The sequence below is a fragment of the Pseudomonas sp. BSw22131 genome (assembly GCF_026810445.1).
Lineage (GTDB): Bacteria > Pseudomonadota > Gammaproteobacteria > Pseudomonadales > Pseudomonadaceae > Aquipseudomonas > Aquipseudomonas huanghezhanensis.
Genome location: NZ_CP113949.1, coordinates 2,306,794 through 2,321,455, shown reverse-complemented (window position 1 = coordinate 2,321,455; position 14,662 = coordinate 2,306,794). Strand labels below are relative to the sequence as shown.

At 60.0% G+C, this 14,662-nt stretch carries 13 protein-coding genes; 9 read left to right on the top strand and 4 right to left on the bottom strand.

Annotation, left to right across the window (positions count from 1 at the left end):
- Nucleotides 1–83: 83 nt before the first annotated feature.
- Nucleotides 84–875, top strand: a complete 792-nt coding sequence (locus tag OYW20_RS10445) for an IclR family transcriptional regulator (protein ID WP_268800606.1) — start codon at nt 84–86, stop codon at nt 873–875.
- A 26-nt stretch (nt 876–901) separates the two neighbouring features.
- Here the strand turns inward: OYW20_RS10445 and hppD are convergent, their stop codons facing one another.
- Nucleotides 902–1,978 (bottom strand): 4-hydroxyphenylpyruvate dioxygenase, encoded by a 1,077-nt coding sequence (gene hppD, locus OYW20_RS10440; protein WP_268800605.1) that lies wholly within the window; start codon nt 1,976–1,978, stop codon nt 902–904.
- A gap of 431 nt (nt 1,979–2,409) precedes the next feature.
- Nucleotides 2,410–3,177, bottom strand: a complete 768-nt coding sequence (glcC, locus tag OYW20_RS10435; protein WP_268800604.1) for a transcriptional regulator GlcC — start codon at nt 3,175–3,177, stop codon at nt 2,410–2,412.
- 244 nt (nt 3,178–3,421) lie between these two features.
- On the opposite strand from glcC, the gene glcD reads away from it, so the two are divergent.
- From glcD to OYW20_RS10410, 5 genes are all read left to right on the top strand, one after another.
- Nucleotides 3,422–4,921 carry a glycolate oxidase subunit GlcD gene (gene glcD, locus OYW20_RS10430; protein ID WP_268800603.1) on the top strand — a complete coding sequence of 500 codons (1,500 nt, stop codon included), beginning with the start codon at nt 3,422–3,424 and terminating at the stop codon, nt 4,919–4,921.
- Nucleotides 4,921–6,018, top strand: coding sequence for a glycolate oxidase subunit GlcE (gene glcE / locus OYW20_RS10425; RefSeq protein WP_268800602.1), 1,098 nt, complete (start codon nt 4,921–4,923; stop codon nt 6,016–6,018). Before glcD ends, glcE begins: the two co-directional genes overlap by 1 nt.
- Before the next feature lie 2 nt (nt 6,019–6,020).
- A complete protein-coding gene (gene glcF, locus OYW20_RS10420) occupies nt 6,021–7,238 on the top strand; it encodes a glycolate oxidase subunit GlcF (protein WP_268800601.1) in 1,218 nt (405 codons plus the stop codon).
- Between the two features lie 46 nt (nt 7,239–7,284).
- Complete coding sequence (locus OYW20_RS10415) at nt 7,285–7,692, top strand: heme-binding protein (RefSeq protein ID WP_268800600.1); 408 nt, start codon at nt 7,285–7,287, stop codon at nt 7,690–7,692.
- Nucleotides 7,693–7,755: 63 nt separating this feature from the next.
- Nucleotides 7,756–9,933, top strand: a complete 2,178-nt coding sequence (locus OYW20_RS10410) for a malate synthase G (protein ID WP_268800599.1) — start codon at nt 7,756–7,758, stop codon at nt 9,931–9,933.
- Nucleotides 9,934–10,215: 282 nt separating this feature from the next.
- Here OYW20_RS10410 and gntR read toward each other — a convergent pair whose 3' ends face one another.
- Nucleotides 10,216–11,232, bottom strand: a complete 1,017-nt coding sequence (gene gntR, locus OYW20_RS10405) for an HTH-type transcriptional regulator GntR (protein ID WP_268800598.1) — start codon at nt 11,230–11,232, stop codon at nt 10,216–10,218.
- A gap of 285 nt (nt 11,233–11,517) precedes the next feature.
- Here gntR and OYW20_RS10400 point away from each other — a divergent pair, with 285 nt between their 5' ends.
- From OYW20_RS10400 to csrA, 3 genes are all read left to right on the top strand, one after another.
- On the top strand, nt 11,518–12,036 hold the full coding sequence (locus tag OYW20_RS10400) for a gluconokinase (protein ID WP_268801095.1): 519 nt from the start codon (nt 11,518–11,520) through the stop codon (nt 12,034–12,036).
- A 121-nt stretch (nt 12,037–12,157) separates the two neighbouring features.
- A complete protein-coding gene (locus OYW20_RS10395; protein WP_268800597.1) occupies nt 12,158–13,510 on the top strand; it encodes a GntP family permease in 1,353 nt (450 codons plus the stop codon).
- 556 nt (nt 13,511–14,066) lie between these two features.
- Nucleotides 14,067–14,255: a carbon storage regulator CsrA gene (csrA, locus tag OYW20_RS10390; RefSeq protein WP_062380972.1), complete on the top strand. Its 189-nt coding sequence runs from the start codon at nt 14,067–14,069 to the stop codon at nt 14,253–14,255.
- Between the two features lie 157 nt (nt 14,256–14,412).
- Here the strand turns inward: csrA and OYW20_RS10385 are convergent, their stop codons facing one another.
- Nucleotides 14,413–14,655: a DUF465 domain-containing protein gene (locus OYW20_RS10385; protein ID WP_268800596.1), complete on the bottom strand. Its 243-nt coding sequence runs from the start codon at nt 14,653–14,655 to the stop codon at nt 14,413–14,415.
- Between the last annotated feature and the right edge of the window lie 7 nt (nt 14,656–14,662).

Here is a 14,662-nt window from a genome sequence, read left to right as displayed (position 1 = left end):
TAACCGGATTACGAATAACGTAATTTGAGTTTGCAGGAGGGTCAAGTTATAAAGCAGCCTTCCCAGACCGGCGCACCTCCTTCATGACCGTTGATTCCGAAAGCTCCCCAGGTGGACGTCCGCAGAAGGTGCAATCCGCCGAGGTGGCAGTGGGCGTTCTCAAGGCTCTGGCAGAGCTTGCACCCTCCACATCGCTGTCCAGACTTGCCGAACACACCGGCATGCCTGCGAGCAAAGTGCACCGCTATCTGCAGGCGCTGGTTGACAGCGGATTCGCAGAGCAAAGCCCGCTCACTCTGCACTACGCGCTGGGCCGTTCTGCGTTGCAGGTCGGTTTGGCAGCATTGAGCCAGCTTGACGTATTGAAAGTCTCAGCCCCGCACTTGATCAACCTGCGAGACGAACTCAACGAAACCTGTTTTCTGGCAGTCTGGGGCAACAAAGGCCCGGCCGTGGTGTACGTGGAACAGTCGCTTGGCGCAGTGACGCTGGTGACGCAGATCGGCTCCGTGCTGCCGTTGTTGAGCTCATCCACCGGACTGGTGTTCCAGAGCTTTCTATCGGCAGCCGAAACAGCAGCGCTGCGCGACACCGAGGCTCAGACACTGAACACCCAGCAGCTCAAGGACATCGACCGCCACATCACTGAAATCCGCAGCACCGGCGTGCACCAGATTCAGGGCTTGCTGATGGCCGGGGTGAATGCAGTGTCGTCGCCCGTGTTCGCCATGGGCAACACGCTGGCAGGGGTGGTGACCGTCGTCGGCTCGGCATCGGTGCTGACGGGAGAACGGCAGACACGGGCAGCGCAACGCTTGAAAGCCACCGCACACGCGATCAGCCAGCGGATGGGCGGGGAAATGCCGCTGGGCTGAACGCGCCTGAACCAGTGCCTGAAGTCTTAATCAGCGGCTAACACACCGCGCCGCACCTGATCACGCTCGATGGATTCGAACAGCGCCTTGAAGTTGCCTTCGCCGAAACCGTCATCACCCTTGCGCTGGATGAACTCGAAGAACACCGGCCCCATCAGGGTTGCCGAGAATATCTGCAGCAGCAATCGCTGAGTGCCGCCTTCGGACGTGCCATCGAGCAAGATCCCACGTGCCTTCAGCTCATGTTCCGGCTCCCCATGGTTCGGCAACCGGCCTTCGAGCATCTCGTAATAAGTGTCCGGCGGCGCGGTCATGAAGCGCATGCCCAGGGCCTTGAGCGCGTCCCAGGTCTTGATCAGGTCTTCGGTGAAAAACGCGACGTGCTGAATGCCCTCACCATTGAACTGCATCAAAAACTCTTCGATCTGCCCCGCGCCTCTTGAGGATTCCTCGTTGAGCGGTATGCGAATCATGCCGTCCGGGGCGGTCATGGCTTTGGATGTCAGGCCGGTGTACTCGCCCTTGATATCGAAGTAGCGCAGCTCGCGGAAGTTGAACAGCTTCTCGTAGAAGTTCGCCCAGTACGCCATCCGCCCGCGATACACGTTATGGGTCAGGTGATCGATGAATTTCAGCCCCGCGCCTTCGGGATGACGGTCAACGCCGTCAATGAAAACGAAGTCAATGTCGTAGATCGATGTGCCTTCGCCAAATCGGTCAATCAGGTAAAGCGGGGCGCCGCCGATGCCCTTGATCGCTGGCAGTCGCAACTCCATCGGGCCCGTGGCGATTTCAATGGGCTGCGCACCGAGTTCGAGTGCGCGGCTGTAGGCCTTTTGCGAATCCTTGACCCTGAAAGCCATGCCGCACACCGACGGACCATGCTCAGCGGCGAAGTAGGACGCTTCGCTGTGCGGCTCATTGTTGAGGATGATGTTGATTGCGCCCTGCCGGTACAACGACACGTTCTTGGAACGGTGGTTGGCGACTTTGGTGAACCCCATGATCTGAAACACAGGCTCAAGTGCGCCAGGGGTGGGGGATGCAAATTCAATGAATTCGAAGCCCATCAGGTCCATCGGGTTTTCATAGAGGTCAGTCATGGTCTTGCTCCTGGAGAGTGAAAAACGCTGAGATCGGGATCACTGTCCAGAAGGCGGTGCGCACGGAATGCCGCGTACGCTGCGGGCGAGAAAGTCGCCGAAGATGAGTTGCAGACCAAAACTTTTCATGTCGGAAAGGTTACTCCGGCTTGTCGGATTGCGCATCCGGGTGCGCGTGCTGGAAAGCGGGATGTCCCAGCGCCACGGTGATCGCCTGCCACTGAGTTGTTATTGTTGTCGGCGGTAACGTTTCGTAATCGTTTTACGCAGTGCGTAAATTGCGGGTTTGAGAAGCGACTGTCAAGGCAAGCATCAAACCTGCAGGAGCGCGCTTGCACGCCATTGGGGTGGGTCAGAGCAATGGGTGTTCACTGACAGAACGCTTTCGCGGGCACGCGCGCGCCTACAGGTGAGAGGACGGGTATTCACGCTTACGTCCAGCCTTCCAGGCGCAATGTAGCCCTGACCAGTCGTTGTTCTTCGTTTTCGATTTCCCGCAGGTTCTCGCAAATACTCTGGATGTGGGCGATGGCGGCCTTGCGCGCTTGCTCCGGCAATCGACCGGTCACCGCGTTGTACAGCCTGGCATGGTGACGATCGATCTGCTTTTTCTGCGCTTCGCGGTGGTACAGGTTATTGACCGACGCGAAGACCGTATTGAGCAGCAGATCCGTCAGCGACCGCAGCGTTTGCACCAGCACCGGGTTGTGCGACGCCTCGCAAATGGCCAGATGAAACGCGTGATCGAGCCGCGCATGGCTGGATGCGTCCAGCGCTTGATCATGGGACGCGACCAGCGCGTCGTAGCTGCGCGTGATCAGTACAAAGTCCGCGTCTGTGCCGCGCAACGCAGCCAAGCGGGCCGACTCGCCCTCCAGCAGGCTGCGCACCTCGAACAGGTCATAGAGCGTGCGCGGCTGCGAGCCGAATAAATGCAGCAACGGTGAACTGGCGGCCATGCCGTCCATGCGGGCAACGAACGAACCTTTGCCCTGCTGCGTATCGATGATGCCCCTGGCGCGCAGCAACTTGAGACCTTCACGCAGCGCAGTGCGTGACACGCCCAGCTTTTCGGTCAAGCGACGCTCCGAGGGCAATAACTGACCCACTTTCAGCACGCCGTCGACGATCAGGCGCTCGATACGCTCGCTGACGACGTCAGCCACTTGGGGAGCACGCGCAATGACGGTGTTCTGCATGACGACCTCAACTGGTATGACCAGTGACCTTGATAAAAACGAGTTTGGGGACATGCGTTTTCAAGATCATGATTTATATGGATTTAAATGATTATTATGCGCCAGCTCGAAAAATAAACTGGTTCGACCAGCGCCTCAAGGCATGGACAGTAAAGCCGCCAGCACCAATGATGCAAGCCAGCCAATAGAACGTTCGTCCAGCGAACGGGCCTCAATAAAAACAAAACAGGGTTGCGAACCCATCATGAATATTCTGTACGACGAACGCGTCGACGGCGCGCTGCCCGCTACCGATAAGGCGCTGTTGTTACAAGCCTTGCAGGCCCGATTGCCCGATCTGGACATTCTTCACCGCGAAGAAGAGCTTCGCCCCTACGAGTGCGATGGACTGTCCGCGTACCGCACCACGCCGATGCTGGTGGTGCTGCCCGAACGCCTCGATCAGGTACAAACCCTCCTCAAGCTTTGCCACGAACGCAACGTGCCGGTTGTCGCACGCGGCGCTGGCACCGGATTGTCTGGCGGCGCTCTGCCGCTGGAGAAAGGCGTGCTGCTGGTCATGGCGAGGTTCAACAAGATCCTGCACATCGACCCCGCCGGGCGCTTCGCTCGGGTGCAACCCGGCGTGCGCAATCTCGCAATCTCGCAAGCGGCGGCACCGTTCGACCTTTATTACGCCCCGGACCCTTCCTCACAGATTGCCTGCTCCATTGGTGGCAACGTTGCCGAAAATGCCGGCGGCGTGCACTGCCTCAAGTACGGCCTGACGGTTCATAACCTGCTGAAAGTCGACATCCTCACGGTTGAAGGCGAGCGCATGGTGTTGGGCTCCGAGGCGCTGGACTCGCCAGGCTTCGACCTGCTCGCGCTGTTCACCGGTTCTGAGGGCATGCTCGGCATCATCACCGAAGTGACCGTCAAGCTACTGCCCAAGCCGCAAGTGGCACGGGTGCTGCTCGCAGCCTTCGATTCGGTGGAAAAAGCCGGACGCGCAGTGGGCGATATCATCGCCGAGGGCATCATCCCCGGCGGCCTGGAAATGATGGACAACCTGGCGATCCGCGCCGCCGAAGACTTCATCCACGCCGGATATCCGGTGGACGCCGAGGCCATTCTGCTGTGCGAACTCGACGGCGTTGAAGCCGATGTGCACGACGACTGCGACCGCGTCCGCGCCGTGCTGGAAAAGGCTGGCGCCACCGAAGTGCGTCAAGCCAAAGACGAGGCCGAGCGCGTGCGCTTCTGGGCAGGCCGCAAGAACGCCTTCCCTGCCGTCGGCCGTTTGTCGCCCGACTATTACTGCATGGACGGGACCATTCCCCGGCGCGAGCTGCCCGGCGTACTCAAGGGCATTACTGCGCTTTCAGAGGAATATGGCCTGCGGGTCGCCAACGTATTTCATGCAGGCGACGGCAATATGCACCCGCTGATCCTGTTCGATGCCAATCAGCCAGGCGAACTGGACCGGGCCGAAGCACTGGGCGGCAAGATTCTCGAACTGTGCGTGAAAGTCGGCGGCAGCATCACCGGCGAGCACGGTGTCGGGCGCGAGAAAATCAACCAGATGTGCGCGCAGTTCAACAGCGACGAGCTGACGTTGTTTCACGCGATCAAGGCGGCGTTCGACCCGAGCGGCATGCTCAACCCCGGCAAAAATATCCCGACGCTGCACCGCTGCGCCGAATTTGGCGCGATGCATGTGCACATGGGCAAACTGCCCTTCCCTGAACTGGAGCGTTTCTGATGAGTGCCGAACGTCAGCCAAACCGCTCGCCTGCGGATCGTGACGCCAGTGGCGCGCTGCTGGAGCAGGTCAATCAAGCCATCCATGCCAGCACGCCCTTGCGCATTCAGGGGTCCAACAGCAAGGCGTTTCTGGGTCGTGAAGTGGCCGGTGAAGTCCTCGACACGCGCCAGCATCGCGGCATCGTCACCTACGATCCGACCGAGCTGGTCATCACCGCGCGGGCCGGTACGCCGCTCAGTGAGTTGTCGGCGGCGCTGGATGCCGCTGGGCAGATGCTCCCGTGCGAACCGCCGATCTTCAGCGACAACGGCATCGAAGACGCCACGGTGGGCGGCATGATTGCTGCCGGTTTGTCCGGGCCACGTCGCCCGTGGTCGGGCTCGGTGCGAGACTTTGTGCTCGGCACCCGGGTGATCACCGGCCACGGAAAGCATTTGAAGTTTGGTGGCGAAGTGATGAAAAACGTCGCCGGTTACGACCTTTCACGCTTGCTGGCCGGCAGCTTCGGGTGCCTGGGCGTCATTACCGAAGTGTCCTTGAAAGTGCTGCCCAAACCGCGACTGTGCACCAGCATTGCGCTGGAAATGGACGCCGCCCATGCCCTCGCCCGGTTGGCCGAATGGGGCCAGCAGCCGCTGCCGATCAGCGCCGCGTGCCACGACGGCCAGCGCCTGCGACTGCGCCTGGAAGGCGGCGAAGGCTCGGTGGCGGCGGCAAAGGATCGTCTGGGCGGCGAGGCCACCGCACCCGCTTACTGGAATGACCTGAATACCCATCGCCTGGACTTCTTCTCCGACGGGCGTGCGCTGTGGCGTGTGTCGGTGCCCAACAACACCGGCGTGCTGGATCTGCCAGGCGAGCAGTTGATCGACTGGGGCGGCGCGCAGCGCTGGTTGAAATCGGATGCCAGCGGCCCGGAGATTCGGGCCATCGTCAGTCAGGTCGGCGGTCATGTTACGTGTTACAGCCCCGGCACTGATGACAGCCCCTTTGAACCGCTGGCCTCGCCGCTGATGCGCTATCACCGCCAACTCAAGGCGCAACTTGATCCGCACGGAATCTTCAATCCGGGCCGAATGTACGCGGAGATCTGACCATGCAGACCACCTTGAGCGAAGAGGCCAAACGCCTGCCCCGTGCCGAAGAAGCTGAAAGCATCCTTCGCAGTTGTGTGCATTGCGGCTTTTGCAACGCTACCTGCCCGACCTATCAGCTACTGGGCGACGAACTCGACGGGCCCCGTGGCCGCATTTACCTCATCAAGCAGGTGCTCGAAGGCAACGAGGTCACCGAAAAGACCCAACTGCACCTGGACCGTTGCCTGTCCTGCCGCAACTGCGAAACCACCTGCCCGTCAGGGGTCAAGTATCACAACCTGCTGGACATCGGCCGCGCAGTGGTTGACGCCGCCGTGCCGCGCCCTATGGGCCAGCGCCTGCTGCGCGATGGTTTACGGGCCGTGGTACCGAATGCCGGGCTGTTCAAATCCTTGACCCGGGTCGGCAATGCATTCCGGCCGCTGCTGCCGGGCAGCCTGAAGACCAAACTGCCGGGGCAGGTTCGACCCGCTACCGCAAGGCCGACACAGCAACACGCACGCCAGGTCTTGATGCTCGAAGGCTGCGTATTGCCAGCGCTTTCGCCCAACACCAATGGCGCAGCGGCGCGGGTGCTGGATCGTTTGGGCATCAGCGTAAAACCGATTGCGCAAGCGGGCTGCTGCGGCGCGGTGGACTACCATTTAAACGCACAGAAGGCCGGTCTGGATCGCGCCCGGCGCAACATCGACGCATGGTGGCCAGCTATTGATGCCGGGGCCGAAGCCATCGTCCAGACTGCCAGCGGGTGCGGCGCTTTCGTCAAAGAGTACGGGCATTTGCTGCGAGACGACCCGGCCTATGCCACCAAGGCCGCGAAGATCAGCGAAATGACTCGCGACCTGATTGAGGTGCTTCGCGAAGAACCACTGGAAAAGCTCGGCACCTGCACCAGCCAGAAGCTGGCGTTTCATTGCCCTTGCACGTTGCAACACGCGCAAAAACTGGGCGGTGCGGTAGAAGCGGTGCTGACCCGGCTGGGCTTCAACCTCACCAGCGTGCCGGACGGTCATTTATGCTGCGGATCGGCGGGTACTTACTCGATCACTCAACCGGTGCTCTCCACGCAACTGCGTGACAACAAGATGCGTGCGCTGGAAAGCGGCAACCCCGAGGTGATCGCCACAGCCAACATCGGTTGCCAGACACACCTGGCCGGAGCCGGACGCACGCCGGTCAAACATTGGATCGAACTGATCGAAGACGCCTTGCACTAACGCAAGAGCGCCCCAACACCTATAACAACCGCCTCAGGAGAGCTGCATGAAAACCAAGTCCGTACTGACTCAGACCGAAATCACCCGGATCATCGCTGCCGCGCGGACCGAAGCGCAGGCTAACAACTGGGTGGTCTCCATCGCCGTGGTCGACGACGGTGGGCACCTGCTGGGCTTCGAGCGCCTTGATGGCTGCGCGCCGATTGGCGGCTACATCGCCATCGAGAAGGCCCGCACGTCGGCGCTGGGCCGTCGCGAGTCCAAGGGCTACGAAGAAATGATCAACGGCGGTCGTACCGCATTTGCTACCGCTCCGCTGCTCACCTCGCTGGAAGGCGGCGTGCCGGTGATCGTCGACGGTGAAGTGATCGGCGCTGTGGGTGTGTCCGGCGTGAAGGCCGATCAGGACGCGCAGATTGCCAAGGCCGGCGTTGCAGCGGTGAATGCCGGTTGATCCTGAACCTGGCGCCTGCTGCCTATCGCATGTCGTAAGCATTATTTAAACGGAGAACCCGAGATGACCGAATTCGTCACCCGCCATGGCCTGAAAGTCGCGGCCAGCCTGCAACGTTTCGTCGACGAGGACGTGCTTCCCGGAACCGGGCTCGACGCCGATGTTTTTTGGGCGGACTTCGATTCGCTGGTGCATGACCTTGCGCCCGTCAACCGCGAACTGCTCGCCGAACGTGACCGGCTCCAGCTGAAACTGGACAAGTGGCACAAGTCCAACCCCGGCCCTGTGACTGACATGCCGGCGTACATCGCTTATCTGGACTCGATTGGCTACTTGAAACCCGTGCCCGCCCAGGTGCAGGCCACCACCAGCAATGTCGACATCGAAGTCAGCCAGCAAGCCGGTCCGCAGCTGGTGGTGCCGGCTGCCAACGCCCGTTATGCCCTCAATGCCGCGAACGCGCGCTGGGGCTCTCTTTACGATGCACTGTACGGCACCGACGTGATTCCAAGCACCTATGGCGCCGAAATCAAAGCCGGCTATAACCCTCTGCGCGGGGGCAAGGTCATTGCTTTCGCTCGCGTATTGCTGGATCAGGCAGCGCCGCTGGCCAGTGGCTCGCATGTGGACGCCACGGCCTACGCCATCGACAGCGGCAAACTGGTGGTCACCCTCGCCGACGGCTCTCAGACGCCCCTCGCGCATCCTGAAAAATACATTGGCTACCAGGGTGAAATCGCCCGGCCCACCGCCATCTTGCTGAACAACCACGGTTTGCACATCGAGATCCAGATCGACGCGACCAGCCCGATTGGCAGCACTGACCCGGCCGGCATCAAGGACCTGGTGCTGGAAGCAGCCCTGTCGACGATCATCGATTGCGAAGACTCGGTTGCGGCGGTGGATGCCGAAGACAAAATCGTCATCTACCGCAACTGGCTGGGGCTGATGAAGGGCGACCTGACAGAGGAACTGGTCAAAGGTGGCAAAACCATCACCCGACGCCTCAACGCCGACCGGGAATACACCACCGCTGAGGGCAGCGCGCTGAGGCTGCACGGCCGCTCGCTGCTGTTCATCCGCAACGTGGGTCACCTGATGACCAATCCGGCGGTCCTTTATGACGGCGACAAGCAAATCCCCGAAGGCATTCTCGACGGCGTGATCACCAGCCTGATCGCGCTGCACGACCTGCACAATCGTGGCAACTCGCGTGCAGGCAGCGTCTATATCGTCAAACCGAAGATGCACGGCCCGGACGAAGTTGCATTCGCCGACACGCTGTTCGCGCGCATCGAAGATGTCCTGAAGATCCCTCGCAACACGGTGAAAATGGGGATCATGGACGAGGAGCGACGCACCAGCGTCAACCTCAAGGCGTGCATCGGGGCGGCATCTGCCCGCGTGGCATTCATCAACACAGGCTTTCTGGACCGCACGGGCGACGAAATCCACACGGCAATGGAAGCCGGTCCGATGTTGCGCAAGGGCGATATGAAAGCCACTCCGTGGATCAAGGCCTACGAGCGCAGCAACGTATTGGTTGGCCTGGCGTGCGGGCTGCGCGGTCGCGCGCAGATCGGCAAAGGTATGTGGGCAATGCCGGATTTGATGGCCGAAATGCTGGAGCAAAAAATCGCCCACCCGAACGCTGGCGCGACCACCGCCTGGGTGCCGTCGCCCACCGCCGCCACCTTGCACGCGATGCATTACCACAAAGTCGACGTCAAGGCGGTTCAGGAAGAGCTCGAGCAAGTGGACCTGGACACCGTCAGCGAGCAGATTCTGCTGGATTTGCTGACCGTTCCGGTGGTGGCCGAAGCGAAGTGGACGACTGAGGAGATTTGTCAGGAAATCGACAACAACGCACAGGGCTTGCTGGGTTACGTGGTGCGCTGGGTCGAGCAAGGCGTGGGGTGTTCCAAGGTGCCGGACATCCATGACGTGGGACTGATGGAAGACCGTGCGACCCTGCGTATTTCCAGCCAGCACATCGCCAACTGGATGTACCACAAGGTGATCGACGACCACCACGTCCTGGACACGCTCAAGCGCATGGCCAAAGTCGTGGACGCGCAGAACGCAGGCGACTCGGCTTACAAGCCGATGGCCGCGAACTTCGAGACGTCAGTGGCATTTCAGGCGGCCAAGGATCTGGTGTTCAAAGGGCGCGAGCAGCCAAGCGGATACACCGAACCGTTGCTGCACCAGTTCCGGTTGGCGTTCAAAGGGAAGGAATAACCTTCCTCAACAGCCCCGAAATCCCTGTAGGAGCCAACTTGTTGGCGAGGCGCCTCTACGGTCAAACCCGCACTGGCGCCACGCGAATGAATTCGTGTCTACAGCGTGCCCGCATCGATCAGCGAGCTTCGTGGGCAAGTCGGGATGCCGCCCACTCGATCCAACAAAAGCCCTGCAATAGGCAAATTCCTGTAGGAGCCAACTTGTTGGCGAGGCGCCGCTACGGTCGAACCCGCACTGGCGCCACGCGAATGAATTCTCGCCTACAGCGGATCGGGCTTTTCATGTGCTTTCGCGCACGACCAATTCGAACCCCAGATCGATTTGCGACGGCTGGACGGTGCCGTCCAGCAACCCCAGCAGCAGCTGCGCGGCGCGCTGGCCGACTTCTTCACGCGGGGTGCGGATCGAGGTCAGGCGCGGCACCATGTGCGCAGAGCCGGGCAGATCATTGAATCCGATCAGCGACACACGCTCGGGAATGCTGATGCCACGACGCAAGGCTTCGAGCGCGGCCCCTTGCGCGAGGTCGTCGTTACAGAAAAACATGCCATCCACGTCTGGATGTTCTTCAAGCAAGCGGGCGAACAACTCCCCTCCCAAGCCAATCGAAGACGGCTGCGGCGTCGACACCTGCAGCGCCGGGTCGTAAGCCCCCGCCGCCTCCAGCGCGGCCTGAAATCCTTTGCCGCGCTGCAACACGCGGGGGTCCAATTGCGCGGCTACATACGCCAGGCGACGGCGGCCGCGGCTCAACAAGTGCCTGGCCGCTTCTGCGCCAGCCTGCTGTTGGGAAAACCCGACGCAAGACTCGGCGCGCTGCCCGTCCAGCTCCATCATGTGCACGCACGGCACGCCACTGGCAGCGAGCAGATGCTGGGCGGCCGGACTGCGATCAAACCCGGTCAACAACAGCCCGCGAGGACGATTGGCAAGGTGGCTGCGCAACAGGTTTTCTTCCTCATGCGGCGAATAGTGGTAGTTACCGATCACCACTTCCAGGCCGCGCGGGCTCAGTACCGCCTGAATCGCTTCGAGCGTTTCGATAAACAGCTGGTTGGATAAGGACGGTACAAGCACCACCACCGTCTGGCTGTGCGAGGAGGCCAAAGCGCGGGCGGCAGGGTTGGCGACATAGCCTAGACTCAGCGCTGCAGCACGGACCTTTTCGACCAGTTCTGGCGCCACAGTGGCAATCCCGCGCAGGGCTCTGGAGGCAGTGATGGGTGAGACCGCCGCCAGCTTTGCAACTTCATTGAGCGTGGGACGACCGGTGGAGCGGGAACCATTGCGTGTCATGCGTTGCCAACTGAATAGGAACAAAAGCTGAAGGGGTTGCAAATTGTGTCGGAGGGGCTCTAAGGTAGCGCTATCTCCGGAAGTCCCGCAACGCTTTCTTAGAACGCTTTTGTCACATCCAAGCGGCAAGGATCGAGCGGCTATGAACCATCGAGATACCCATAACAATGACTACACCCGGACACAGTCTGCAGTCTTCCGTCTGGTAACCGGACAAGACAGCGCTGTCTGCGGGACGAGGTTTTTATGACTACTGCTCCACACGCAATTTCTGCCCTCGTGGTGATGGGTGTTTCCGGCTGCGGCAAAAGTGTCGTCGGCGCTGAAATCGCCAAAAACAGCGGAGGCCGCCTCATCGAAGGCGACGCGTTCCATCCCCAGGCCAACATCGACAAGATGAGCGCTGGTCACCCCCTCAATGACGAAGACCGTGCCGGCTGGCTTACCCGTCTGGGTGAAGAACTGGCCGCCGCGTTGCGCAATGGCGAACACCCCATCCTCACCTGCTCCTCACTCAAGCTTCGCTATCGCGAAACGCTGCGTGCTGCGGTGCCTGGCCTGGGTTTTGTGTTTCTCGAACTGAGCAAGGAAGAGGCCACCAAACGCTGCGCTAACCGCCCTGGGCATTTCATGCCAGCGAGCTTGGTGGACAGTCAGTTCGCGACGCTTGAGCCGCCTAATGGTGAAGACCGCACACTGGTCGTCGATGCCACGCAGTCAATCGAAGCCATCGGAGAACAGGCCGCCAAATGGTGGGAACTCTCCAAAACCCAATCCACCGAAGGCGCGCACACCGGCTCCTGATCGCGGATCAGGCGTGAGCTGCAAAGACAGCGCTGTCTTTCGCATGCAACGCACACTCGTGAGTGAAGGCAGCGTCAGGCATTAGCTCCAAAAAAACAAAATACAACGGAGAGACACCCCCATGTTCGGTATGACCCAAGAGACGTATCTGCTTGTGGATGCGGTGGTGACCATCATCGGCCTTGTGCTGTTGATCACCAAATTCAAAGTTCACCCCTTCGTAGCGCTGACCATTGCCGCGGGCTTCCTGGGCCTGACGTCCGGCATGCCGGTGGACAAAGTCATGAAGTCGTTCCAGGACGGCTTCGGCGGCGTACTGGGCTTCGTCGGCATCATCCTCGGTCTGGGCACCATGCTCGGCAAACTAATGGCTGATTCCGGCGGCGCCGACCAGATTGCGCAAACCCTGATTCGTCGATTCGGCAAAGAACGCGTTCACTGGGCGATGATGTTTTCGGCGTTCCTGGTGGGCATCCCACTGTTCTTCGAAATCGGCTTCGTATTGCTGATCCCGCTGGTGTTCATCGTGGCGCGTCGCAGTGGCGTCTCCATCGTCAAGATCGGCATTCCGCTGCTGGCGGGCCTCTCCGCCGTTCACGGGCTGGTGCCGCCGCACCCGGGTCCGCTGCTGGCCATCGGCATCTTCAACGCCGACATCGGCAAGACCATTTTCTATGGCCTGATCGTCGCACTGCCCACTGCAATCATCGCCGGGCCTATCTACGGCAAGTGGATCGCCAAGTACATTCCTGGCAACCCTTCTCAGGAGCTGATGGACCAGATCGCCAAGGAGTCCACCAACGAGAACCTGCCGAGCTTCGCGATCACGCTGATTACGATCCTGTTGCCGGTGTTCCTGATGCTGCTCAAGACCTTTGCCGACGTCGCCTTGCCAACTGGCCATGTGTTCCGGGTGTGGATGGACTTCATCGGCCACCCGATTGCCGCGCTGCTGTTTGCGCTGTTGCTGGCGTTCTACACCTTTGGTTCGGCACGCGGCTTCAGCCGTGATCACATCATCAAATTGCTGGATCAGAGCCTGGCACCGGTGGCGGCCATCGTGCTGATCGTGGGCGCAGGCGGCGGCTTCAAGCAGATGCTGGTGGACAGCGGCGTGGGCAACCTGATCGGTCACATGGCCGTGCAGGCACAGATCTCGCCGATCCTGCTGGCATGGCTGGTGGCAGCGGTGATTCGTGTCGCAACAGGTTCAGCAACCGTGGCCACCATCACCGGCGCCGGGATCGTCGCCCCGGTGGTGGGCATGGTACCGGGCGTCAACCGTGAGCTGCTGGTATTGGCCACAGGCGCCGGTTCGCTGATTCTGTCGCACGTCAACGATGCGGGTTTCTGGCTGGTGAAGCAGTACTTCAACATGACCGTGACCGAGACCCTGAAAACCTGGACTGTGATGGAAACCATCCTGTCGGTGGTGGGCATCATCTTCATCATGTTGCTGTCTCTGGTCGTCTGATTCGACGCTCTATCAACGTACATGCCCGTCGCACTGGCGGGCATGTCGTTTACGCCTCCGCGCCCCTTTCTCGCTCCACCCCTTCCAACATAGACGTGCCAATCGGGCCTCTGAACGATCATTGATCAACGTGGTGCCGATTAGCAGTCAAATTGCCTTCACCTATCCATCTGGCGACCTTCACTGATCTAGGAATTCTCCTACACTGCATTAGGAGATCGCTTACGAGGCTTCGGAGTGAAAAATTCTTCACTTCTCGGCATGACTTCTTTGCATTAAATGGCAAAGGAGTGTGCAATAGTCGCCGCCCCACATTTGGCACCCGCGTTTTGCACCCATAAGCGTGGCGAATTTAATGTCAAAACAGGGCAGAATTCATGTGCCGCTCACCCCGGAAACTCTCTCTACAACAAGAAAAGGAACCTGGGGAATTAAAATCGTACCGAAGACGTCATACTGACGGACGCATTTGGATGCACTCGGCAATAACCACCACCCAAAGGCTCACGCCAGCCTCCTGGTAGAGGCGCTTCATGAGGCCATCAAGGAAAAGATTATGTTGATACTCACCCGCAAAGTCGGCGAAAGCATAAACATCGGTGACGAGATCACCGTTACCATTCTGGGCGTACAAGGTCTGCAAGTCAGACTTGGTATCAACGCTCCGAAAAACGTTTCAGTTCACCGCGAAGAAATTTACAAACGTATTCAAGCCGAGATCGCACCTAATCAAGAGCCCCAATAACAATCGTTGCTGGCCTCTTACGCGCAGTCTGCTTGAACCGCAAGCAGATTGCCCACACGGCGCCCCCGCAAAGGCGCCCTATGTGCCGACGCTGATTTTGGATCCATAAACAGCGTCTACCCTCTTTTCTGGTTCCACTCCCCTCCTTCCCTGCCCGTCATTGCGGATGGCTCAGCTGACTGACGATTTTGTCCTTGGTCTCCAGACGCTTTCCCTTGAGTTTCAAAAGCTGACCGTCCGAAACACCCAACGACGACCCGGCTTCTGCCTTCAGCACTTCGGCATCGATTTCATCGTAATGAGCGACCAACTGGTTCAACCTCGGATCACTGCCACGACGCTTGGCAAGGTCGTCTTTGCTGACACTCAAATCCGCATATAAATCGTGCTTGACTGGCATGTGGCAC